The sequence below is a fragment of the Gemmatimonadota bacterium genome (assembly GCA_040388625.1).
Taxonomy (GTDB): domain Bacteria; phylum Gemmatimonadota; class Gemmatimonadetes; order Gemmatimonadales; family Gemmatimonadaceae; genus Fen-1247.
On the sequence record JAZKBK010000001.1, the window covers coordinates 83,960 to 109,434 of the forward strand.

14 protein-coding genes and 1 tRNA gene are annotated in these 25,475 nt (G+C 61.1%); 8 read left to right on the forward strand and 7 right to left on the reverse strand.

Features of this window, described 5'->3' with window-relative positions; all coding sequences use genetic code 11:
• Nucleotides 1-122: 122 nt before the first annotated feature.
• On the forward strand, nucleotides 123-3,221 hold the full coding sequence (locus V4529_00360; protein ID MES2356778.1) for a SusC/RagA family TonB-linked outer membrane protein: 3,099 nt from the start codon (nucleotides 123-125) through the stop codon (nucleotides 3,219-3,221).
• Between the two features lie 28 nt (nucleotides 3,222-3,249).
• Nucleotides 3,250-4,785 carry a SusD/RagB family nutrient-binding outer membrane lipoprotein gene (locus V4529_00365; GenBank protein MES2356779.1) on the forward strand — a complete coding sequence of 512 codons (1,536 nt, stop codon included), beginning with the start codon at nucleotides 3,250-3,252 and terminating at the stop codon, nucleotides 4,783-4,785.
• Nucleotides 4,786-5,006: 221 nt separating this feature from the next.
• On the opposite strand, the gene V4529_00370 is transcribed toward V4529_00365, so the two are convergent.
• The gene (locus V4529_00370) at nucleotides 5,007-8,198 is read right to left on the reverse strand and encodes a hypothetical protein (GenBank protein ID MES2356780.1); all 3,192 of its coding nucleotides are present in this window, start codon (nucleotides 8,196-8,198) and stop codon (nucleotides 5,007-5,009) included.
• Between the two features lie 231 nt (nucleotides 8,199-8,429).
• On the opposite strand from V4529_00370, the gene V4529_00375 reads away from it, so the two are divergent.
• The 3 genes from V4529_00375 to V4529_00385 are packed head-to-tail and all read left to right on the forward strand — an operon-like array spanning nucleotide 8,430 to nucleotide 13,580.
• Nucleotides 8,430-10,088, forward strand: a complete 1,659-nt coding sequence (locus V4529_00375; protein ID MES2356781.1) for a DUF885 family protein — start codon at nucleotides 8,430-8,432, stop codon at nucleotides 10,086-10,088.
• A 52-nt stretch (nucleotides 10,089-10,140) separates the two neighbouring features.
• Complete coding sequence (locus V4529_00380) at nucleotides 10,141-11,613, forward strand: Xaa-Pro peptidase family protein (GenBank protein MES2356782.1); 1,473 nt, start codon at nucleotides 10,141-10,143, stop codon at nucleotides 11,611-11,613.
• A gap of 59 nt (nucleotides 11,614-11,672) precedes the next feature.
• Nucleotides 11,673-13,580 (forward strand): hypothetical protein, encoded by a 1,908-nt coding sequence (locus V4529_00385; protein MES2356783.1) that lies wholly within the window; start codon nucleotides 11,673-11,675, stop codon nucleotides 13,578-13,580.
• A 93-nt stretch (nucleotides 13,581-13,673) separates the two neighbouring features.
• On the opposite strand, the gene V4529_00390 is transcribed toward V4529_00385, so the two are convergent.
• Nucleotides 13,674-15,104, reverse strand: a complete 1,431-nt coding sequence (locus tag V4529_00390; protein ID MES2356784.1) for a HAMP domain-containing sensor histidine kinase — start codon at nucleotides 15,102-15,104, stop codon at nucleotides 13,674-13,676.
• A 289-nt stretch (nucleotides 15,105-15,393) separates the two neighbouring features.
• Between V4529_00390 and V4529_00395 the strand changes: the two genes are divergently transcribed.
• Genes V4529_00395 through V4529_00405 form a run of 3 tightly spaced genes read left to right on the forward strand, consistent with a single transcriptional unit; the run spans nucleotide 15,394 to nucleotide 18,587 of the window.
• Entirely contained in the window at nucleotides 15,394-15,822 is a 429-nt protein-coding gene (locus V4529_00395; protein ID MES2356785.1) for a response regulator, read from the forward strand.
• On the forward strand, nucleotides 15,819-17,234 hold the full coding sequence (locus V4529_00400; protein ID MES2356786.1) for an ATPase domain-containing protein: 1,416 nt from the start codon (nucleotides 15,819-15,821) through the stop codon (nucleotides 17,232-17,234). Before V4529_00395 ends, V4529_00400 begins: the two co-directional genes overlap by 4 nt.
• A 57-nt stretch (nucleotides 17,235-17,291) precedes the next feature.
• Nucleotides 17,292-18,587 (forward strand): ATP-binding protein, encoded by a 1,296-nt coding sequence (locus V4529_00405; protein MES2356787.1) that lies wholly within the window; start codon nucleotides 17,292-17,294, stop codon nucleotides 18,585-18,587.
• Here the strand turns inward: V4529_00405 and V4529_00410 are convergent.
• The 5 genes from V4529_00410 to V4529_00430 form a co-directional block, all read right to left on the reverse strand.
• Nucleotides 18,570-20,957, reverse strand: coding sequence for a DNA polymerase domain-containing protein (locus V4529_00410; protein MES2356788.1), 2,388 nt, complete (start codon nucleotides 20,955-20,957; stop codon nucleotides 18,570-18,572). The two genes, V4529_00405 and V4529_00410, sit on opposite strands and share 18 nt — an antisense overlap.
• A 67-nt stretch (nucleotides 20,958-21,024) precedes the next feature.
• Nucleotides 21,025-21,819: a hypothetical protein gene (locus tag V4529_00415; GenBank protein MES2356789.1), complete on the reverse strand. Its 795-nt coding sequence runs from the start codon at nucleotides 21,817-21,819 to the stop codon at nucleotides 21,025-21,027.
• Nucleotides 21,820-21,993: 174 nt separating this feature from the next.
• Nucleotides 21,994-22,067 (reverse strand) — tRNA-Asn (locus V4529_00420).
• An 81-nt stretch (nucleotides 22,068-22,148) separates the two neighbouring features.
• Entirely contained in the window at nucleotides 22,149-25,046 is a 2,898-nt protein-coding gene (uvrA, locus tag V4529_00425; protein ID MES2356790.1) for an excinuclease ABC subunit UvrA, read from the reverse strand.
• A 126-nt stretch (nucleotides 25,047-25,172) separates the two neighbouring features.
• Entirely contained in the window at nucleotides 25,173-25,439 is a 267-nt protein-coding gene (locus V4529_00430) for a GlsB/YeaQ/YmgE family stress response membrane protein (GenBank protein ID MES2356791.1), read from the reverse strand.
• Nucleotides 25,440-25,475 lie beyond the last annotated feature (36 nt).

A 25,475-nucleotide genomic window follows, 5' to 3' on the forward strand; every position in this document is an offset into this window, starting at 1 on the left:
GCACGCCCCTCTGCCCCCTCTGGAGGACCCAAATGAAGCGATTTGTTTGTTGTTGTGCCGCCTTTGCTGCCATAGCCGGGTCCGTACTGGCACTCCCTGCTGTGGCGCAGGCGCAAACGGCCGTGGTCTCAGGCCGAGTCACCGCTGAAACCGGTGAAGCAATTCCCGCGGCGACCGTCGCAATTCCGGCATTGAGTGTCGGAGCTGTCACCGATGATCAGGGACGCTATACCTTCGCAATTCCGGCGTCGCGGCTGACCAGTACTTCCGTCACCGTAATGGTGCGGAGAATCGGTTACCGCTCGCAGAGCATCGTCATCTCTCCTCACCTCGGCTCGACGACGACGGCCAATTTCACCCTCGCGGCCCTCATCAATCAGCTCGAGGGTGTCGTTACAACTGCCCTCGGCCAGCAGCGTGAAAAGAGTCAGCTCGGAACCGCGCAGCAGGAGATTTCGAGCAAGGAGCTCAACGCAACCCACTCGCAGAACTTCGTCGACCAGCTGGCAGGCAAGGTTTCAGGCATGGTCGTGACAAGCTCCGGCACACCGGGTGCTTCGACGAAGATCACCATCCGCGGTTCCAACTCGATCAACGGCGACAACAATCCACTATTCGTGGTGGATGGCATACCCGTTTCGAGCGACGATCGCGGCGGATCATTCAATGTCGGCTCGCTTTCGAACTCGGCCAGCTCCGGACTCGACCTGGGCAGCGTCATCAACGACATCAACCCCGAAGACATCGAGTCCGTTTCGGTGCTCAAGGGGCCGAACGCCGCCGCGCTATACGGCTCACGCGCAGCGAACGGCGTCATCGTAATCACAACCAAGCACGGCGCCAACTCCAACGCCAAGCTCCGGACGGCTCTTACCAGTACCTACACCTGGGACAGGCCTTCTACTTATATGGACTGGCAGAATCTCTACGGCCAGGGTTCCGGTGGTAACTTCGCATTCAAGGACGGCAAGGGCGGTGGTGTGAACGACGGTTACGATCAGAGCTACGGCCCGCGCATGAACGGGCAGCTGATCCCGCAGTTCGACAGCCCAGTCGATGCACAGGGCAATCGGATACCGACTCCGTTCATTCCCCACCCGGACAACGCGGATAGTTTCTTCCAGACCGGACACAGCTTCGCCAATACTTTCGCCGTGTCTGGCGGAACCGACAACGCGAACGGCCGCTTCTCCATCGGAAACAACGAGACGCAAGGGGTCATCCCGAACAACACGTTCCGCAATCTGTCCAGTTCTCTCGCTGGTAACTTCCGGCTCGGCAGCAAGTTCACGACTTCCGGAAATGTTCAGTACGTTCAGGGGACTGCCCACAATCGGCCTGGCCAAGGCTACAATACGAGCATTCTCGAGCAGTTCATCTGGTTCGGCCGTCAGGTGAACATGAACGAGCTCAAGGCGCAGCAGTACGACGCCAACGGCAACCTGTACAACTGGAACTACAACTTCCACAACAACCCGTACTGGCTGCAGTACGACAACCCGGAATACGACATCCGCAACCGCGTAATCGGAAGCGTGAGCGGAACGTACACGGTGAACGACTGGCTCTCCGCTACACTTCGCGGCGGTCAGGATTACTACAACTGGAAGATCAATCGCGATTTCGCGGCTGGCAACATCCAGTATTCCGATCCGAACTACGCCGGCGCGTTCTCGAACGCGACTCAGGACAACACCGAGAGCAACGTGGATCTGCTGCTCAACGTGAACAAGCAGCTGAGGACGCGTCTCGCATTTACCGGCCTGCTCGGTGGAACCCTGCGTCGCAACACGTTCGGATCCACGAACGTCTCGACGCCAGGCATCTCGGTACCCGGCATCTACAACGTCTCAAACGCCGCCATCACGCCGACGCTTCAGCAGTTCGATTCCGATCGGCGCGTGAACAGTGTTTACGAGTCTGGCGCGCTCACGTGGGACAACTGGTGGACTGTCGAGGCAACCGGCAGAACCGACTGGTCGTCGACACTCCCTCAGGGTCAGAACTCGTACTTCTACCCGGGCGTGAATACGTCGCTGGTTCTCACCAACGCTCTTCCGCAGTTGAAGTCCAAGGTGCTCACATACGCCAAGCTGCGCGGCGCATTCGCGCGTGTCGGCAGCGACGCTACGCCATACCAGTTGGCGACGGTGTTCAACGGCTCTTCGACCAAGTTTGGATCGCTGCCGAAATTCTCGCTCTCCGACAATCTCGCCAACGCGAATCTCAAGCCGGAGCAGACGACGAGCTCCGAAGTCGGCGCAGAGCTCGCTTTCCTGGACAGCCGAGTCACGGTCGACGCGAGCTACTACGACAAGGAAACGAAGAATCAGATCCTCAACCTCGTGATTCCGCCCACGTCCGGTTACCTGACACAGGCAATCAACGCGGGTCAGATCTCCAACAAGGGATTCGAGGCCACGCTCGGTATAACGCCGCTGCGTTCCGACAACGGACTGAACTGGACGACCACGTTCAACTATGCCAGCAACAAGAGCAAGGTCGTCGCACTGACGCCTGGTCTCACTACCGTCGTGCTCGGCACTCAGCGTAGCGCATCGGTGGTGGCCACCGCTGGTCAGCCGTATGGCCAGCTCACCGGCTACACGTTCCTTCGCGACTCCAGCGGCAATCTGCTCACACAGAAGGGGCTTCCGATCCGCGGGCCGGCGGCTGTACTCGGCAACGTGAATCCACGGTGGGTCGGTGGCTGGAACAACGAATTCAAGTTCAAGCGCTTCACCGGAAGCTTTCTGTTCGACTTCCACGTGGGCGGTCAGTTCTTCAGCAATACCAACATGATGTGCGATCAGAGCGGAATGTGCGCGAACACGCTGAAGGGACGCGAGGTTGACTGGAACAATCCCGGCATCGTGGTCAAGGGGATCGACAAGGCGTCAGGCAAGCCGAACACGGTCAACGTCACGTCGGAGCAGTACTTCCAATCGCTGTGGCTGTTCAATCAGGCGTACACGTACACCGATACGTACGTCAAGCTGCGCGAGGTACGAGTTGGCTATGACCTGCCAACCACTCTTGCGAACCGATTCAGCGCTCAAACGATCAACGTCGCACTCGTAGGACGGAATCTCTGGACGCAAACGAACGTGCCGAACATCGACCCTGAGTTCACGTACAACACTGGAAATGCACAGGGGCTTGAATTTGCTCCAATGCCGACGACGCGCAGCATCGGCATCACGTTCCAGGTCACCCCATAATTCGCCACCGCATACCGAGGAGGAATCAATGAACAAGACTTGGCTACGCGGCCTCACACACGGCCTTACCGGGCTCACGGTGATTGCCGGAGCGGTGGCGTGTAACACCGAAAACATCACGACCGCCAACCGGAATCCAAACAGTCCGACTTCCGCACCGGCAGGCGCGCTCTTCACGAGCGCGACTTCGGCCGCAGTCGGGCGCTGGGTGGGTTTCGGAGGCCCCGCGATCATCATTCAACAGATCGCCAACACGACTTATCCGACGGCAGACTCGTACATCAGTCTTCAGGCCGACGGTACGACAGGCACATTCAACGGGCCTTACAACAATGACCTGCAGGATCTGCGGCAGGTAATCTCGAAAGGGAAGGCCGCGTCCGCACCGGGCATTTTCGGTCCGGCGATGGTCTTGCAGACGTGGGATTTCAGCTACCTGACGGATTACTTCGGTGATGTCCCGTACTCGGACGCGCTCAAGGCAGATTCAGGCGTGGTCGCTCCGAAGTACGATGCGCAGAAGGACATCTACGCTGGTTTCTTCGCCACGCTCAAGGCAGCTTCTGATGCAATGGGCGGCGCAACAGCTGGCTCGGCAGGTCTTGGAACTGCCGATCCCATATACGGAGGCGATCTCGCGCAGTGGCGGAAGTTCGCCAATTCGCTCCGTGCCCGTTATGCGATGCGTCTCGTAAACGTCGATCCGACGACCGCCGACGCGGAGCTCAAGGCAGCCTTCACCGACGCGGGCGGCGTGTTCACGTCCAACGCTGACAACGCCAAGCTCGCGTGGCCTGGCGACGGTGTGTCGGACAATCCGTTCGCGGATGTGCTCAAGACGCGCGACGACGCACGTCTTGCACGCACGATGACGGCGCTCATGGCGAACGATCCGCGTATCAAGGTCTATGGCCAGCCAGTCGTCGACAGCTCGGCGTATCCCAACGGATACGGCGGAATGCCGGCGGCGCTCCTGCAGGACTCTGCCAACGTTTGGTACCGAAAGGCGTCGCGTCCCGGTCTTGTGTTCTATCCGGGCGTCACATCCTACGGCACCTTCGGTACTTCTGCCGGACTCTCGTTTCCATCCAAGCTCATGACGTACGCCGAGTTGATGTTCATCCGCGCCGAGGCGGCGGAGCGCGGCATCGGCGGTGTCCCGCATGGCGAGGCGGCCGCGGATTACTATGCTGCAATTCAGGCGTCGATGGCGCAGTGGGGAGTTACGGACGCTACAGCGATCGCCGCGTTCATGGCTCAGCCGAGTATCGTGTATCAGGGCGGCACGGCGGGGCTCAAGCAGATCGCAACACAGAAATACATCGCGCTGTTCGGCGATGACGGCCAGGCATGGGCAGAGTGGCGCCGCACCTGTACACCGGTCATCGTTCCAGGGCCGAGCACGATAGTTCCGTACATTCCGCGTCGTTACTACTACTCGACCACTGAAGCGTCGGTCAACGCGACGAACCTCAACGCTGCGATCGCGCGACAGGGTCCGGACAACTTCGGTACACGCGTGTACTGGGATACCAAGCCCACGGCAGCTCCAACCTGCCAGTAGGCTCGTAGCAAAGGCGGGAAGATAAAGCGGGAGCCCATCACCGTACCTGTGTGATGGGCTCCCGCTTTTTCGTGCGTGTATTCGCACGCCACGCGATGGATGTGCGCGCGACTGCGATCGGGTCATGGCGTACGAATGGCCAGAGGAGAGTGGATCGAGGGCGTAAAGAAGCCGGTGTGGCGGTCGCCACACCGGCTTCGTCGTGAACGGAACCCTCCGTGTTATCTGCCGGCTCGAGCCACCGCATCGTGCGCGACTCCGCACGACGGAGCGCTCGGCACTTCGCCGAGTGGAAGTGGCGTGAGCTGAGCGTGCTCCAGTACGGTATTCAGTTGCGGTATCGTCGTTGTGCGTAGCCTGTGGAGCTCTGTCAGAGCGGCGTCGATCTGTCGACAGTTCGCCTGGACTGCGCCCAGGTTGCTCTCGGTTGGCAGGAGATCGCCGAAGTCGGCATCTTCGAGGTGCCTCGTCAGGTCGCGATTGGCGAAACCGAACTCGCCGTCCGCAAGCTGTGACAGTTGTCTGGACAATGATCCGATCGCTGCAGTGACCTCGGATGCATTCGGCTTGCCGGCAATCCTTGCTTCGTTGGCGGCGAGCGCATTGCGCATCCGGTCGACGACGTAGTAACCGTCGTAGCTGGTCGCCATCCCGGCAGTAATCACTTTCTCCGACTCGAATTGCGCCGCGAGCTGTTCCTGAGTGACGGGTACGCGCGGATCGTTCCTGAGCGTGAAGCTCTGCTTGTACGTGTGACCGTCGACTGTCAGCTCGACAGTGTACTTGCCCGGGATGGCCATGATTCCCGGCGGTTGAACGCGCGGCGTATTTCCCCGTACGGCGTGCCACGTGAGCGTGTACTCGGTGTACGTGAGCATGTTGCCGGAATAGCCGTACGGCAGCGTCCTGGGGTCCGGATAGCGCAGGTCCCAGAGCACGCGATGCAGGCCCGCCGTAGTGGGCAGTCCCTCTGGCGGCGAGAACCAGTACGTGGGAACGTTCGGCATGAGACTGGGCGGCGGTGCCGTGTTCGTGTACTGCCGAACCAGGTTTCCGGCCTCGTCGCGAATGGAGATGCTTATCGGTCCGGACGCGGCTGAGGCGAGGTGGTAGTAGATCATCGCACCTTCCGGCGCGTTCTCGCCCGCCGGAACTTCGGGCGGCCTTGGCGTATCCTGGTCGTTGTCCCAGCGGACGCGGTAGGTCGTCTCCGGAGCGTACAGATACGGCGCATTGCCAGCAGCGATTGCCTGTTCTGCATCGCGGAGAGGCGTGACGTCGTCCATCACCCAGAGGCCGCGGCCATACGTCGATATCGCTATGTCGTTGTCGTGAATCGCGATGTCGCTTACAACGGTGTGGGGAAGGTTGATCTGAAGCGATTGCCAGTGATTTCCGCTGTCGAATGAAACCCACGCACCGGTGACCGTACCAGCATATAGCAAGTTCGGCTTGACCGGATCTTCGCGCACCACGCGAACGAGACCTTCGTCTGGCAGGCCGTTCACGATCTTCGTCCAGCTCCTGCCGTAATCGGTGGTGCGATAGATGTACGGATGCACGTCGCCCGGCGCGCCAACCGCAGCGTACGCAGTCCCATCATTGCTGTGCGAAGCGTCGATGATGTTGATGCCCGCGCGCGCGGGAAGGCCGGCCGGCGTGACGTTGGTCCAGCTCTTTCCACCATCGCGAGTGAGCTGGATGACGCCGTTGTTTGTGCCGGCCCATATCTCGCCTTTCGTCAGAGTCGATACGGACAGCGTCTGAATGAAGGCATCATACCGTCGGAAGCGCGGCGCGGTTGAGCTCGTGTCCAGTGGCGCGCCCGGAGCGGTGAGATCGGGGCTGATCTTGTGAAAATGCCGAGCGCTGTCGTCGGATTCCATCACATACTGCGCGGCGAGATACATGACGCGGGGGTCCTGCGGCAGGAATACTGTTGGTGGCAGACCACCGAAACGATCCTCCGGCGTCGGCGTGTAAAGCACCGCCACCTGGCCCGTCGTCCGATCGTACCTGCGGAGGGTGTGATACCATCCCTGCGTGAATATCCAGCGGGGATTGAGAGGATCCGGCGCGATCGCGCCGCGCTCGAAACCACCGACAGCGTACCAGTCGTTCTCACGGATCCGGCCGTAATCGCTCCGGCTCAGGACACATGCAGTTCCGCTGTCCTGTTGTGATCCACACACCCTGTATGGAAAGCCTCCATCGATTGCGACGTTGTAAAACTGCCCGTTGGGCATGATGTACCAGGGTGTCCATGTCACGCCGTTGTCGACACTTATGGTTGGCCCCTGATCGGCTCCCATCAACATCCGGCGCGGATTGGACGGATCGATCCAGAGATCCCGATTGTCGTCTCCGCCGGGCGCGCCCTTGTATGAATTGAAAGTGTGTGCGCCGTCCAGAGAGCGATACATCGAGGTCCCCATGAGATAAACGACGTCAGGATTCTTGGGATCGACGTAGATCCTGCCGCCGGCACTTCCCAGTTCCTTGGTGCCGAGCGTCCAAGAGTTGCCGCCGTCGTCGGAGCGGTAGACTCCACCGGCATCGCGGCCGGCGCCCTGCGCTTCGGCGTAGACGCGCCTGCCATGCGTTCCGGACGCAACTGCCATCTCATAGCTCGGGATCCGCTCTGGAAGCCCCTTGCCGCCTACCGGAGTCCACGTGACTCCCTGGTCCACCGACTTGTACATCCCATTTCCGAGCGGGGCGAGCGCCGAGAGCTCGGCGGGTGAAACGCCGGTCATCCCGCGCTGAAGCGACGCATAGATGATCCGTGGATCGGAAGCGTCGAAGGTCATGTTCTTGACGCCGGTGTAGGGGTCCTTGTACAGCACGCGTTTCCATGTCGCGCCGCCATCCGAAGTGCGGTAAACGCCACGCGCGTCGTTGGCGGGGCCACCCGAAGCGGGTGCTCCGATTGCGCCCACCAGAACTATGTTGGGGTTTTTGGGATCGACGATTATCGCGTTTATGTAGCGCGTTTTTTCCAGGCCGATATTGCGCCAGGTCTTTCCGCCGTCGGTCGTCTTGTAAACGCCGTTGCCGGGTGAGAATGACCAGCCGGAGGGATCACCGGTGCCGACATAGACCGTGTTGGGACTCGACGGTGCGGCTGCTACCGCTCCGATCGAAGCGACGTGAGCGTCGTCGAACACGGGATACCAAACGGTGCCGGCACTGGTCGTTTTCCAAACGCCGCCCTCGGGTGTCCCGACATAGTAGGTCGTGGGGTCGCCAGGTATTCCCGTCACCGACGAAATGTTGCCAGCGCGGTACGGACCAATGGATCTCCATTTGAGACCGGCGAGGTAATCGGGAGCAACCTTCTGTGCCAGGGACGGCACCGGGACTGCCGCAAGCGAGAGCGCCGCCAGCGCGGCAACGATCGGTTTGAACTCCATGCCCATCCTCCCGGCGCGGTGGCGCCGAACGTATTGAAAACGCGACATCACGAGGTACGGCGAGTTCGTTTGTGGATCGCCCGGGGGGTGTCCGGCAGGGGGCCTGCCGCAACGTACCCTTCCGGGCCGCCGTATTTAACCGTATTGTATACTGTATCCGAGAATTGGTAAGAGGCGACATTCGCGAATTCGTCTCCAGAGCCGTTGAACGCTGATCCAACCCCAGGCCCGATGACTGTGAAACTGGCATTTGTGGGAATGCTCGCGCTCGCGACAGCATGTTCGCCCGCGAGCGAGACGCGAGCTACGCAACGCACCAACTATGCGGATCTCGTAGCGCTGTTCCATGACTGGCGCACGTTCGAGCAGCCAAAGATCGTCGACGGCGCGCCAGATTATTCCGTGGCGGCGATGACCGCGCAGCACACCGAGCTCGCACGGTACCAGCGTCGTCTCGCTGCCATGGATACCACTGGCTGGACCACTCCACAGCAGGTGGATTACAACATCGTGCGCGCGGAGATGAACGGGCTGGACTTCAGTCACCGCGTGCTGAGGCCCTGGGCGAGAAACCCATCGTTCTACGTTTATTACTTCCCTTCACGAAGCGATCAGCCGGCGCGCGAAGGCACCGTAGTGTCAGGCGCGATCGAGATGTGGATGTACACGTTCCCCTTGTCGCCAGCGAGCGCGGACAGCCTTGCAGTGCGGCTGCGGACGATTCCGAAGCTGCTCAAGGCAGCCCGGGTCAATCTCGACGGCAACGCCAAGGATCTGTGGAATTACGGCATCGCCGACATCAAGGCGCAGAGTAGCGCGCTCGCGGCATTGTCTGCAAGGGTCGCGACGACCAACCCCGGCGTCGCCTCCGCGGCGCAACAGGCTCGCACAGCAACCGACGAATTTGCCGCGTGGCTGGAGCAGCAGGCGCCATCCAAGACGGGTCCGTCCGGAGTGGGAGTCGACAATTACAACTGGTACCTGAAGAACGTCCAGCTCGTGCCGTACACGTGGGCCGAGGAAGAAGTACTGATGCGTCGAGAGCTGTCGCGTTCGCGTGCCTCGCTCAAGCTCGAGGAAGACAGGAACCGCAAGCTCCCGCCCCTTGTTCCCATCTCGGACTCGGCGACCTACGTCCATCGCTTCAACGCCGCCGTGACGGAGTACATGAACTTCCTGCGTGATCATGACGTCCTTACGGTCCAGCCGTACATGGACCCGGCGCTGCGCGCGAGAATCGGTCGTTATCGTCCGGCGGACAGGCCGCGCGAGTTCTTCGACGAGGTTTCGTACCGCGATCCGATGATCATGCTCACGCACGACTTCCACTGGTTCGATCTCGCGAGAATGGCGGCCCAGCCGCATCCGGATCCAATAAGACGCGACGCGTTGCTCTACAACACCTTTGTCACACGCACCGAAGGGTTTGCCACCGCGTTCGAAGAGATGATGATGCGGGAAGGTTTCGTGGACACGCATCCGCGGTCGAACGAGCTCATCTACGTGCTGGTGGCCGAACGCGCGGCACGCGCACTGGGCGATCTGCACCTGCAGAGCAACGAGTTCACAATGGATCAGGCCAAGAAGTTCGCATCCGAGTGGACGCCGCGGGGTTGGCTGCGAGTGGATGGTGAGACGGTCACCGGTGAACAGCACCTGTATCTGCAGCAACCGGCGTATGGTACGAGTTACATCATGGGGAAGATCCAGTTCGACGAGCTGCTCGATGAACGCGCGAAACAGCTTGGCGATGCCTACTCGACCAAACGCTTCATGGACGAGTTCATCGATGCCGGATTGATACCGATGTCGCTGATCCGCTGGGAGCTTACCGGCAACGCCGATCAGATCAGGGCAATGACACGGCCCGACTCGGCGCGGTCGCATTAGCGCACCGGGCCGTCTGGCAGCAACGCAATATCCCCACAGAATGGAGATTCGCATGAAATCTGGGACGCATGCATTCGAGCGTATGCGGAAGGTGTGCAGCAACCTGGCAGTCGCAACACTCGGGTTGCTCTGCCTGTCGTCGAGCTTGCAGGCACAGCCGGTGATCGGCCGCATCTTTCCCGCGAGTGAGTTTGCCGCGCGCCGCGCCGCTGTCATGAAGTCGATCGGCGACGGCGTCGCGATCATTCAGGGCACCACGGAGCGGCCCGGCGAGCAGCCCTTGCGTCAGAACAACGAATTCTATTATCTGACCGGCGTCATCGAGCCTCGTGCGATCCTCATGATCGACGGACGCACTAGAAAGTCGACGCTGTTCCTGAGTCCGACCAGCGAAAAGCGCGAGCTCTCCATGTTCGGGCCTTCGCTCATACCAGGCGATTCCGCAGAGAAGGATACCGGCATCGAGTCCGTCGTGGAGCGGGACAAGTTCGGGCCCGCGCTCATCGCGGCCGGCACTGCAGGACGACAGATCTTCACGCCGTTCCGTGCGGAAGTGCTTGGAAGTGCATCGGCCGCCGATCCGGTCGCGCTGGCTCGCGCAACCAAGGCCGATCCGTGGGACGGCCGCGATTCGCGCGAGGAAGCATTCCAGCAGAAGATGAAGGCTGCAGCACCCGCGATCGAGATCAGGAACCTGGATCCGATCATCGACACTCTCCGCGCGATCAAGAGTCCACGCGAGATCGAGATCATTCGCGAGGCCACCAATATCGCCGGCCTCGGCATCATGGAAGCCATGCGTGACGCGAAACCCGGAATGCACGAGTACGAGCTACAGGCGGATGCGGAGTTCGTGTTCAAGAAGCACGGTTCGTATGGTCCGGCCTACTTCGCACTGATAGCGACGGGAAAGAACACGTACTACACGCACTACCACAAGGATACCGCGATATTGCAGGATGGCGATCTGGTGCAGTTCGACTACGCGCCCGACTACAACTACTACACGTCGGACGTCACGCGGATCTTCCCCGCAAACGGCAAATTCACTGCCCGGCAAAAGGAGATGTACACCATCTACCTCCGGCTGTATCAGGCGCTGATGACGTCCATCAAGCCCTACGTGTCCGCCAACGACATTGCGCAGGAAGCAGTCGGGAAGATGGAAAAGATCGTTGCCAACTACAAGTTCAGCGACAGCAAGATCAAGGATGCGGCAAATTCGTTCATCGATCTCTACCGCGGGAAGACGGTACGCGCCCTCGGTCATACTGTCGGAATGTCGGTTCACGACACGCCCTATGCTGGCGCGACTCTTCAACCGGGCGAGATCTTCACCATCGAGCCGGAGATGCGGATTCCCGACGAACATCTCGGATTCCGGCTTGAAGACATGCTGCTGATCACGAAGACGGGATATGTGAACATGTCCGGATTCGTGCCCGTCGAAGTTGCCGACATCGAGAAGCTGATGGCGCAGCGCGGCCTGAGCGACGCCGCGCTCAAGCTTCCAGCGGCAAAGTAGAACGGCAGGATCGGAGAGTCCGGTACATTCATGAACTCACTTCAAATATCGAGCAAGCCTTGACGCTCATCAAAAACATTTCGAATCGAATCGCCATTTCGGTCGTGACGGCTGGACTGCTGGGTGCGGTCGTTGCAACCACAGTCGTGCGGCGTCAGAAGCCGGACGCGCCGGCCACCCCTGACACGCATGCAACGGTACATCGCGCTGTGGCGCACGACGTCTCCGGTGTATTGAGCGCCGAGAACTACCGGCCGTCGGAACTGGAAGCCAGCGGTGGTCCGGATGACATTCCGCGCAACGCGTTGGCGCCTGACCCGGACGGTGTGCGTGAGATGGCAGACACAACGATAGTGGTGGCGCCGATAGTGATTCCGAAAGGTGGTGAGAAGGTGGAGCAGCATCGCCAGGGATCGCGATCGGCGCCCGTGCTCTTCGCAAGTTTCGGGGGCCTCGGCGCCGACTTCGTTGGGCCGCAGGGAAATGCCGTGATGCGGAGTCCCGCCGACAACAGTCTCGCAGTTGGACGCGATTACATCGTTCAGCTCGTCAACTCGCGGATGGCGATCTATACCAAGAAGGGCGCACTGTTCGACACGACAGGCAAGGTGCTGTACGGCCCGGTGGAGACGAACAACATCTTCAAGGGATTTGGTGGTGCGTGCGAGTCGCACAATAACGGCGATGCTGTCGTACGCTACGATCAGCTCGCAGATCGCTGGCTGGTAGTTATGCCGATCTTCACCCGGTTGCCGCGCCGCCCGGTGGAACCGGCGGCTCCCAAGGCGGGAGAACCGGCGAATCTGAGCCAGAAGGGTCAGCCAGGACAGCCTGGCAAGGCTGTCGAGCTCTATCAGCCTCCGAAGGCACACCCGACTCAACTTCCTGCGGAAGGTCCGCAGGGACGTCGTCCAGGCACGCGGCCGCCGGCGGACAGCGGCGGCTATGCAATGTGTTACGCCGTGAGCACCACGTCGAGTCCGTTCGGTCCCTACTATCGATACGAATTCGCGCGTCCGCTCTTTCCAGATTATCCGCGTCCTGCGATCTGGCCGGACGGATATTACGTGCCCACGAGCACCGGGGACGCCGTAATCCAGAAGCACGCCTGTGTCGCCGACCGGGTCCGGATGTTGAAGGGCGAGGATGCAACCGAACAGTGCATGATCGTGGATGACGTGAGCTTCCTCAACAACGCAGACGTGGATGGAACGCAACTTCCGCCGGCTGGCGCGCCGAATATCGTGATGGCCACCGGTGGAACTCAACTCAGAAAGATCTTCGAGGACGACGGGATTTACGTCTGGAAGTATCACGTCGACTGGAATGATCCATCACGGACTACGCTCACCGGACCGGAGAAGATCGCTGTCGCTCCGTATCACTTTCTGTGCAACGGACAGCTCACGAATTGTGTTCCACAGCCCGGAACCGAGCATCGCATCGATTCCCAGGGTGACAAGCTCATGACGCGCCTCGTGTATCGGCGCATCGGCAACCAGGAGTCGATCGTCGGCGTTCATTCAATCAACACAGCGCTTGGCGGCGGCGGCGTACGCTGGTATGAATTCCGTCTGGACAAGGCCCGCAACGTGAGCCTGTACCAGCAGGGCACGTTCGCTCCCGACTCGCTATACAGATGGATGCCGAGTCCGGCGATGGACAAGTTCGGCAACATCGGGATCGGATATTCGTTCGGTGGCAAGACGGACTTCGTCGGTCAGCGTTTCGCTGGGCGATTGGCGGGCGATCCGAAGGGACAAATGACGTTGCGCGAGACGACGCTCGTGGACGGCGAGGCCGCGCAGGAATCGACGTTACGCTGGGAGGACTACACCCAGACGGCGATCGATCCGAGCGACGACTGCACGATCTGGTACGTCGGCGACTATCTCAGGAAGGGTGAGACGCGCTACTCCACGAAGATCGGCGCGTTCCGCATGCCGGGGTGTGGCGGAGGCAGATAGAAGATTCCACACGCGCGACCTTCTACGCTATAGGCGCGCGGACATCTCGACCCAGGCCCGCTGTGCGCGACGTGATCATTCGTGATCAGGTCGCTACGCAGCGGCCTCGGCGCCTTCGCTGTAACCGACCACAGGAAGTTTCACGGTGAAGCGGGCACCGTGACCAGTATCCGTAGCAGAGATCGTACCGCCATGTCTGGTCACGATGTCGGACACCATCCACAGGCCAAGTCCGGTTCCCTTGCCGGCCGGTTTGGTCGTGAAGAATCGCTCGAATACATGCTCGACCGCGCCGGGAAGGAAACCGGGTCCGCTGTCTTCCACTGAGAGCGTCGCAGTGTCGCCGTCGCCGCTGACACGAATCCGAATGATGCGCTCGGTGGTCTGCGATTCCATCGCCTGAGCTGCGTTGATGATCAGATTGATCACCACGCGCTCGAGCGCGCTGGCGTCGCCGTTCACCGGAACCGCGCTACTCTCGGCATCACGCTCGACGGTCACTCTGCGCTCGCGCAGGAGCGACCGGAGAGTCCCGACGCTTCTCGTAACAACGTCGCCGAGCAGCACTGTAGCGGGCTCCGTCTGGCCCTGGCGTGCGAAGGCGAGAAGATCGTGCAGCGCGGTCGCGGTGCGCCGCGCGTCACTGGCGATCGCGGTGGCTTCCTCGCGATCGGCTGGATCCGTGAGACCGCGGCCGAGCATCTCCGCGGACAGCGCGATCGCGGTGAGGGGGCTGTTCACCTCGTGCGCTACGCAGGCGGCGAGTGTGCCAAGCGCTGCGAGCTTGTCTGCCTCCTGAAGGCGAATCGAGAGGTCGCGTTGTTCAGTGTTTCGCACGATCTGTGCGGCCAGCGCACGCCGCAGCACTCGTTCGTGCCACGCACTTACATAAGTGGCAACTACACCGGCTGCGGCGAGGAGCACCAGCTTCATCCCTTCGTCCAGAATCGCCACATTGGCTGACGCGGCAGCCGTGATCGGATCCGACCATAGCGTCACGTGCGCAACTTGAACCAGTATCAACAGTACCGCGAGATATTCAGCAGTAATGCAGGCGGCGGTAATTCCTGTGGACCGCGCCGATCCCATGATCGGGCGTGCCGCCAATATTGCGAAGTAGACGAGTGTGATGGGCGCCTTGAGCGCGACCGACGGCGAGCCGAGCAGCCCATAGCACAGGATGATCGCTGTAACGGCCGTTGCGTCGACGATCGGGGCGACGGCGGACAGCCAGTGAGGATACGCACCGTCGCGGTTGGGGACGAAGGATGCCAGCACCACTGACCAGAGCAGCATCGGAGCGAGAACCGCTGCATTGGCGGCCCGCAGAGGGCGTGGCAAGGCCGTTGAGTAGGCCAGTGCCGCCACAGTCAGCACGACCACGATCACCAGCCGCAGTACGTTCAGCAGCCCCTCGGCCCGAGCCCGCTCCGCGGCGAGCAGGAAGGTCAGCTCGTCGCTATCGGAGCGGGGAGGGGAGTGTATCGGGCCGGTGGCCACGGCAAACATCGTCGTCGAGGACATTGCCCTTAAGGCTCGACCTCCCGTACGGGGACTATAGGTAGCCATACTGGAATTTCAGGCCTTCGTCCCGGAACTTGCTGGAGGTGGCAGCGTACGCCGGTGCATTCGGGGTGATCCGAGCGGCCTGACTTCAGATGATTATCTTACGACTGCTCGCGTCGCCTGGCGAACGCCGGATCACTGGTTCGTGCCGGTCGTGCACCGGAGGCCTTTTTTTCTGATCCTGCGTCCGTGGCATGTGCGCCTGCGCCTCAACGCCGTTGTCTGGCCTTGCCGTAATTGCGAATCCGTGAATACAGACGAAGCAAGCGCGTTGGTCCTGGTTGTTGAACGCGACCCCAACGTGCGTGAGCTCGAGTCCTTTTTTCTCAACGAAGCTGGTTTCGCGGTGGACTTTGCCGAAGACGGCGTCGCCGCATTGCAGCTCGCACGTGAGAGGCGGCCCGCGATCATTGTCACCGAGATCATGGTTCCCAAGCTGGATGGTCTGGCGTTGTGCCGGGCTGTCAAGGAGGACCCCGAACTTGCCGACACCGTCGTGCTCGTGTTCAGCATTCTCGCCGCACATGGGCGTGCGCGCGACGCCGGCGCGGATGCGTTTCTGATCAAGCCACTGGCCGAGCAACGGCTGGTTCAAACTGTTCGTGAGTTGCTGGAGAGGAGAGCCGCAACATCTCCTCATACCGCACCAGGGACGCAACCGGGACAGCTTCGATGACTGATGCACTGATGGACGAATCGGGCGTCGCGGACGGCTCCGTCGTGTTCCCCCGCATCAGTACGGGGAACCCGCAGGCCGACGCGATTCTGGGCGGCGGCTTTCCCGCGAATTCGATCAACATCATCATGGGCCAGCCCGGCACTGGAAAGACGATCTTCGCCGAGCAGCTGCTCTTTCACAATGCGAATCCGACCAGGCCTCTACTCTATCTGACCACTCTGTCAGAGCCCATGTCAAAGGTCGTGAGCTACGCACAGCGGCTCGACTTTTTCGACATCGACCAGGTCGGCACAGGTATCCTGTATGACGATCTCGGCGCCAAGCTGATTGCTGACGGGCCGGCCGCGCTGGTACCACACCTTCTGGAATCCATAAAGCGGCTGTCGCCATCGATCGTGGTGATCGACTCGTTCAAGGCCGTACACGACATCGCTCAATCCACCTCGGAGATGCGGCGACTCGTATCGCAGCTCGCGGGAGTCGTGTCGGCTTACGATATGACTGTGTTTCTCCTGGGTGAATACACGCAGGACAACATCGAGCAATATCCGGAGTTTGCGGTTGCGGATTCCATCGTGCAGCTGGAACGCAATACGCTTGGTGCCCGGGATGAGCGATACGTCCGGGTGCTGAAGCTGCGCGGAAGCGGCTACAGCGAGGGCAGGCACGCGTTTCGCATCACGTCTACGGGTCTCGCGATCTTTCCGCGCCTGGTGACACCAAAGTTCGAGAGCTATGTCCCGCTCCTCGAGCGAACGGCCACCGGAATCGAGGGGCTGGACGAGATCATGGGCGGCGGCGTGTGGCGTGGCAGCACCACGCTCGTCGCCGGCCCAACCGGTGCTGGCAAGTCGACCATCGGGCTTCAGTTCGCTTTGCAGGCGCATCGCGACGGCGAGGCAGTGCTTTTCGTGAACTTCCAGGAAAACCCTGCTCAGGTGCAGCGGATGATCCGAGCGCTCGGGACAGATCCGGAAATCGCCTACACAACGGGCTTTCATCACCTCTACAGATCCCCCGTGGAGTTGCAGATCGACAGCGTCATCGTGGAGATATTCAACTTCATCGAGACGGCGAATGTGCGGCGTGTCGTAATCGATGCCGTTGGTGATCTGTCGACAGCTGCGAGCGATCCGCATCGTCTGAATGACTTTCTATATTCGCTCGTGCAGCACTTCGTGGTCCGTAACGTGACGACGCTCCTCAATCTCGAGTCGGCGCCTGGTGTTACAGGCAGACGAGAGGAAGAGCAACGGTGGAGTTACATGTCCGATAACGTGTTGGTCCTGGAGCGGGGTGAAGGCCTGGCCGGGGAGCGTACAATACGAGTAGTGAAGACACGCAACAGCGATCACGACCCGTTGCCACACCGCGTGGAAATCCGTCGTGATGGCGTTCACGTCGTCTGACTCGATGAGCCAGCGTGGATGTGACCCTGCGGAAGACTACCGGCTTCTGATGAAATGATGGACGACATGGAACGGCCCGGCCGTATCGAGGACCTCCACCAGCTGACTCGACTCAGTCGGGAATTCACGTACGCGCGATCGCTCGATGAGATTCTCGATCTGGCGGTCTCACAGTCGGCGCATCTGATGCGGTCCGAGAAGGCGGTGCTGCTGCTCACGGATGACGACGGACTGCTCCGCGTGCGTGCGTCGATAGGAGTCGATGCGGAAATCGTCGAGCGTTTCAGACAGCCGGCGAACGAGGCCCTGGTGAGTCGGTTGCGTGGCTTGCTGGGTGCCAACCTGGCGGGTGGCTTCGTCGGTGTTCCGCTGGTGTCGCATGGAAACGTCGTCGGGCTTCTGGCCACGGTGCGGCCGGATGGACTCCCGGTATCGGAAGATGACGAGTGGTTGCTCGCTGCGCTGGCGGACCAGATTGCCGCGCCGCTCGAAAACGCGCGCCTCGCGAAACAGCTCGAGAGTTCCGCGCTGCTCGCCGAAAACGTGCGCCTTTATGAAGCGGAGCACGAAGCGCGCGTCGTTGCCGAGGTTGCGCTTCGCGAAGCCGAATCCGCTCGCGACGCCGCGTTGCAAGCCGACACGAGCAAGACGTCGTTTCTCGCGGCGATGAGTCATGAGCTGCGCACGCCGCTGAACGCAATCGGCGGCTACGTCGAGCTGCTGGAGATGGGATTACGAGGTCCGATCACCGTCGAGCAGGCAGACGACCTCAGGCGCATCAAGGCGAGCCAGGCTCACTTGTTGCGCCTCATAACGGAGGTGCTCGATTTCGCACGACTCGGCTCCGGACATACCGAACTGCATTTCGACGACGTCGATCTGCACGAGATCCTGCGAGAAGCTGAAATAATGACCATGCCGCAGGCGAGAGCGCGGGGAATCGAGTACGCATACGAGCCGCTCGACTGTCGTGTCATCGTGCGTGCCGATCCGCACAGGCTGCAACAGATTGTACTCAACCTTCTCACCAACGCAATCAAGTTCACCGAGCCCGGCGGAGCGATACGCATGACGTGCGGACCCGTGAGCGGTGGATCAACAGGACAGAAACGTGTGCGCGTCTCCGTGCAGGATACAGGGCGCGGCATACCACCCGATCAGATCGATGGCATATGGCAGCCGTTCGTTCAGGTCGGGCGGAAACTCAATCATCCGAGCGAGGGTGTCGGCCTGGGGCTGGCAATCAGCCGGGATCTCGCGCGACGGCTTGGTGGCGAGTTGAGTGTCACCAGCGAATTGGGCCGCGGGTCGGAGTTCACACTCACGTTGCCCGTGCTACGAATGGGGCAGTGATTCGGTCGACAGCATCATGGTCGCGGTGCTGGTCGTAAGAACTGTGCGTACTGATTCGATGGATGGCTGGAAGATGGAGAACTGGTCCGCGTCCGCGAATACGGTGGTAAAGTCCAGCGGGGTGAACGCGCGCGCCATTCGCTGTGCGTAGGTAGTGTGGAGCAGCCGGACATAATGGTCCACGGAATAATCGCGCGGATCCTGATCCGCGCTCTCGTCCTCGTGCGAAGTGAGGAGCCCGTACTCGCCGTTCTGCTTGCGGTACACGCGAATGCGGTCCCCGACGCTCCACGTCGTCCGGCCCGCACTCAACAGTGCCTCGTATGGAATCTCGCGACGCTTCGCTCTGGTCGCGAGATAATCCTGCGGCGGTTTGGAGAGGCGGAGTCGCGCCGATACATCATGCGTCGAGAGAAGCCGCGTCTGAAGCGCGGCGACAGTCGCGAGATATGCACGCCGAACGCCCGGCACATCGCCGGCGAGCAGTCGTGCGATCGCCTGCCGCAGGAATGCCTCGCCAAACGGCTCAGAGCGGCTCGATCTGAAGGCGACGCCTCTCAGCAATAGCGTTCCATCGTAGCCGAGCAGTGCATAATTCTTGGGCTCGTGTGACAGCATGGCTGCGTAGCGTCCCTCGAATTCGAGCTGGACCAGTGGCGGTAGCAGCGTTGCGACATCCGCGACGACGCGGCGCTCATCCGCTTCATTCCAGCTTGCAGGCACCGCGAAATACACGCCGTCCGTATCGGCTTCGAGTAGCGTCACGCCGCGAGCGGCGAGCTCCCTGCATAGAAGTCCAAGCACTTCGCGTCCGCGTCGTGTGACTTCGTTCGCCGCGTGAATGTCGGCGAATCGCGTGAGGCCGCCCGCGCCGAGATAACCGTACGCGGAGTTCACGACTATCTTGAGTGCTGCGGACATCGCTTCGTTGCTGTGTCGTTGAGCCGAACCCGGCACAGAGATCCTCGCGCGAGCCTTGGCCTCAAGTCGGCGCTCGACCAGACCATCGACGAGTGCCAGAAGAACGCCGAGCCGATCGCGCGCGGGTCCGATGCGATACGTGCGCATCAGCGATGGATACAGACTTGCTACGTCCGCCTTGACGACGCGATGTGCGACACCGGCCGCGAAGAGATGTAGCGCTGCGCCACTATGTGAAGTTCCGTCGCCAGGTTGATGTGCAGGCAGCGCCGCGCCGGAGCGTATGTACGCGCGCACGATCAGAGGATCGATGACGCCGGTCGCGGCGCCGGCATCCGCCAGTCGTTCGTACCGTCTCGGAACCATCTGCGCGAGTGCATACGCCGCGCCGCCGAGGAGACGCGACAGCTGCGCCACCTCCTCGACGTCGTCCGTTGCGTATCGACGCACGCGATCCGGATCGGTACGGAATGTCGTGTAGATCTGATCGCCGCGTATGTACTCGCGATCCGGGGCCGCGATGCCGAGATGCTTCGCGACGGCCTTGAGCCCGTATCCCGGCAGTTCGCGCGTCGAGAAGTCGTAGCGCCGTACCGCATCGAGAGTGTCTATGAGCTCTCTACCTGGCGCGACGAATCTTACGCGTCTCCGGTCGTTGGGGTCACTGGATCGAATACCGCGCCGCGCTGCGCGCTGTCGCAATCCCGCGGTCTGGATTCTGCCGAGTGAGAGCGGGGCGCCGAGCATACGGGAGCGCTGGTCCAGAAACGGAAGATCGAAGCCATGCAGGTTGTGATTCTCTATCACGTCGGGATCGGCCGCGTGCACGGATTGGACGAGACGACGGATCAGATCGGCTTCGGCAGCGTCGTCATCGCTCGTCGCTTCGAGCACTTCCGTGTCGCCCGTGTGATAGCGGATCGAGATCATGAAGATGCGATCCTGCTGCGGGTCGAGGCCGGTGGTCTCGAGATCGAACTGCATGCGGTGCAGTGCGTCGAACGGGAGATCGCGAAAATAATTGCGTCCAGTTGCGACGAGATACTGCTCTTCGGGTGGCAGCGACAGCACGTTCTGCTGGCCAAGCTCGCTGATGTGATTGATACGCTGTCCCATCCTTTCGGACGCACCGCGGAGAATGGCTGCAGTGAGGGAGCGACCGTCAGTCGCGGTAACGAGATGACGGAGCGCGCCCGGTCCTTCCAGCTCACGATGGCGAAATGCAGCCGATGGGCTGTTGCCATGATCGAGTCTGCTGCCCAGATGATTCAGGTCGTCGATGTGCGCGAGCAGCACCCATGGGCGAAAGCGCTCCTGCTCACGTACGAGTGCCCCCGTTTCGGCGATGCGGCGCCACACCGTTGCGCGTCCGTCATGGTCCGCATGAACGGATACGATCCCCGGTGTTGCGTCCCAGCCCCAGAGCCACTCGTCCGTCTCAGGGTTCATGAGTACATCAGATGGGCAATCGTGATCGATCTACGAAAGTGCGACGTCTTGCTTCCCAGCCATAGTGCTATGGTATCTGCGCCGGATCGAATATCGCTGGTGGTGCGTCGACGTTCGCCTTGATGTCCCGGTAAACTTCGCGCTGGAGGAGCTTGCCGCCTTCCTCGATCGACACGTCGCGCGAGATCCAGCCTCCTGCGAGCGGTGCATAATCGCCGAACGTCACCGTGGCTGTTTTGGTTGTGTCACGAAGCCCGCGCATGATCGAATGGACGTAAACGAGCCGCTCCTTGTCGATCCAGAACTGCGGAGTCGTGCTGTCGCCATTTTGTGCGCCGACGACCCACACGGGCCGTCCATCCCACGTTCCATCCGACACCACGTCAAGGTTGTATCCCTCTTCACGCAGGATCTGCGCGGACGTATCCACGGGCTGCCGATACACGTCGAAGCCCAGGACCATGAGATCGTTGCGCAGCTTGCGTCCCTGCCACGGTCCACCGTTGCGGCGCGTGTAGAGCGAATCCTTGCGATAGATGCTGACGTTCCGGTCGTCGTTTGCGAGACGGCGGATGCGCAGATAGCCGGGCACCGACGCCGTCTCCCACCACGTCTGGTGCACCACCGAATCGTTCGGGAGATGGACTTCGGTCGATTGCGTGAAACTGAGCGAGTGGTACCACGTTTTGGCGTAGCGGTCGTGCATGCGCTGAAGAAGCTCGACGCCCGATTTGGGTGCATTTGCCGAGGCCTGGTGTTGCGCTGTGGCGGTGGCAAGGAATGGCGTGACCGTAATGACTGCTGCAATCATCCAGGCAATCGCCGGTCGTCGGTGTTCGAGGATAGCGCGATTTGTCGACATGTTCGCTCTCTCGTGAATGGATTGGGAGTTCGCGCTCGGCGTAGGACGCCAGTACACAATAACGAACATCCGCGGCGACGGTGGCCAGGCCACGCGGCCACACGATGTGGAGCTTTCGCTAAAGCAAAACCTCGCCTTGAGTAGCTACTCAAGGCGAGGCAATTACCTGCTCAGCTCCCCAGGTAGGACTTGAACCTACGACCCTTCGATTAACAGTCGAATGCTCTAACCAACTGAGCTACTGGGGAATGTCCCGCGGGATCTGTTCCGGGGGAGACCTACCAATTTAGCGCGCAAACCTGCCAAGCTCAACTGCAGACGCGCTCGACTTACCCCACCCGCAGCGTCTTCGACCCGCCACGTGTAGTACCCCTCTCGGACTCGGACGGTGCTTCATGAATTGGAGCGCCTGCCGCAAGCAAGGGAGCGAGCCATCGGCCGGTATGGGAGCCCGCCACCCTGACGATCTCCTCGGGCCGGCCCATTGCCACCAGCTGGCCACCGCCATCACCGCCTTCCGGACCCATGTCGATGACCCAGTCCGCCAGCTTGATCACGTCGAGGTTGTGCTCGATAAGCACCATCGTGTGACCCGCGGAGACGAGACGATCCAGCACGAGCACGAGCTTCCGGATGTCGTCCAGATGCAGACCCGTGGTCGGCTCGTCCATGATGTACAGCTTGCGGCCGCCTTTCTTGCTCGCCAGCGCAAGCTCGCGGGCAATCTTGATGCGTTGAGCCTCGCCGCCCGATAGTGTCGTTGCAGGTTGCCCCAGTCGTAGATAGCCAAGTCCGACTTGTTGCAGGTGCCAGAGCGCCTGACCGAGCTTTTCCTCGCGCGCGAAGAACCTTATGGCCTGATCCACCGTAAGCTGCAGCACGTCGTCGATGTTCTTTCCGTTGACGCGCACTTCGAGAACCGGCGCCTTGAACCGTCGGCCGCCGCATTCGTCGCATGGAACGAAGACGTCGGCCATGAACACCATCTCGACTTCCGTGTAACCCGCGCCCTCGCACTTGCTGCAACGGCCACCCTCGACGTTGAAGCTGAACGTGCCGGGCGTGTACTTGCGTTGACGCGACAGCGGCGCATCCGCGAATATCGCGCGAATCTCGTCCATCGCCTTGATGTACGTCACGGGATTTGACCGCGGCGAGCGTCCGATCGGACTCTGATCGATCATCACTACATCGTCGATAGCCTCGACGCCGCTGATGCTCTCGTATGCACCGACGGCCTCACCGAGGTGTCGCTTCGCCGAATGCTCACCCTGCGTGTGGGTTTCCAACGCGTGGTACAACACGTCGTGCACGAGCGTGCTCTTTCCAGATCCAGATACACCGGTGACCACCGTCATCGCGCCAACCGGAATCTTCACATCGACTCCGTGAAGGTTGTGCTCGCGCGCACCGTTGAGCGCGATCCAGCGCGGCCCCACACGACGGCGCTCTTCCGGCAGTGGGACGGATAGCTCACCGCTCAGATACTTTCCGGTGAGTGGACTCTCCGCGATACGCGACATCGGCCCGGCGAACATCACTGACCCGCCGTGCGCACCGCTGCCTGGTCCCAGCTCCACCATGTAATCCGCGACTTCCATCGCCGCTGGATCGTGCTCGACGACGATCACCGTGTTGCCTGCGTCGCGCAATCTGCGCAGCAACGACAGCAGCCTGTTCATGTCGCGTGGGTGCAATCCGACCGACGGCTCATCCAGCACGTACAGAGTATCGACGAGGCGCGAGCCCAGTGAATTTGCCAGCCCGATGCGCTGCGCCTCGCCGCCCGAAAGTGTACGCGTCGACCGGTTGAGCGTGAGATAGTCCAGCCCCACGTCGCGCAGAAAACGCACCCGATCTCGCGACTCCCGCAGAATCATCTCGGCGATCGCGATCTCGTAGTCGCTCAACTCCAGCGTCTCGAGCCAGTCGCTCAGCCGGTCGATCGGAAGCTCGGCGACCTGCGCGATGTTGCGGCCGCCGACCAGCACGTTCAGCGCCTCTGGCTGCAGCTTGGCGCCATGACACGCAGGACATTCCTGCGCTGTCTGGTACTGCCTGAGAAAGACGCGTATGTACTGTTTGTACCGCTTCTCTTCCAGCGCGCGAAGGAACGGGAATATCCCCACGTAGCCGCGACGCGCTTCGGTGTTCAGGAGCATTTCGCGATGCGCGGACGACAGATCGAGCCACGGCACATCCATCGGAATGCCGTTCTTCTTCGCGAATTCCGCCAGCGTTCTGCGCTTGTTGTCGTAACGTGGCTTGGTCCACGGCTCGATCGCACCATCACGAAGCGATCTATCGGGATACGGAATCACGAGCGACTCGTCGTATTCGAGTATCGCGCCGAATCCATTGCAACGCGGACATGCGCCGCGCGGATTGTTGAACGAGAACAGCTGCGGGGTGGGAGCGGGGAGGCGCGTGCCGTCGTTGGCACACTCGAACCGATCCGTGAATCTGAGCCGCGTGACCATCTCACCATTCAACGGAGAGCGCACCGGCGTGGTGAACACGATTACCACGTCACCGTCACCTTCGCGGAACGATGTGCCGATCGATTCCGCGAGGCGACTGCTCGCGTCGGGTTTCACCGACAGTCGGTCCACGACGACGAGAAGTTCCTTCGCACGCGTGAGGTCGTCGTCTGCGCCGATCTCATCCAGCGACTTGATGGCACCATCGACCGATACACGCAGGAATCCCTGGGCGCGCAGATTCTCGATCACGACAGGTGTGGTGACGCGTGCCGACAGTTTGAGCGGAAACGTCACCGCAAAGCGCGTGTCCGGCGCAAGCGACAGCACCGTGTCCGTGACCGACGAAACCGAATCGGGGCGCATCTCGCGGCCGCACCGGGGGCAGAACGTGCGGCCGATCCGGGCCCACATCAATCGCAGGTAATCGTAGATCTCCGTTGCGGTGCCAACGGTGGAGCGCGATGTCTTGGTGGGATTCTTCTGCTCGATCGCTACTGCTGGCGACAGACCGTCGATCGAATCGACGTCCGGCTTTTCCATGCGCTCGAGGAACTGGCGCGCATAGGCCGACAGGGACTCGACGTAGCGCCGCTGCCCTTCGGCGTAGATCGTATCGAACGCGAGCGATGACTTCCCGGAGCCTGAAGGCCCCGTGATGACCGTATAGCTTCGCCTCGGTATCTCGAGGTCGAATCCTTTCAGATTATGTTGCCGAGCCCCACGGACGACCAGATAATCCTTCACCCTTGAAAGATAGCGAATAGGGGCGAAGAAAGCCCGTAGCTGACGGTGGCGGGCGTAAGGCGCAGGATGGTCGGCCGACGCATGCGCGCCTGCCTCCAACCAGCGCCCTACGGAACCATTCGCACGCTAGACCGTGGTGGTACGCCCGCGGACGCTCATGCGATAGATCCAGAGCAGGATCAGCGCGCCGACGATGGCCAGGACGAGGCTCCACAGCGAGAAACCTGTGAGGCCTACGCCGGTGATCATACCGCCAATCCAGCCGCCGATGAAGGCGCCAATGATTCCGATGATCATCGTTACGACTATCCCACCAGGGTCGGTCCCCGGCGAAATGGCCTTTGCGATGGCACCCGCCAGCAAGCCGAGCACGATCCAGGCAATGATGCTCATACAACCTCCGATGTTGTGGAAAGACGACACATATCA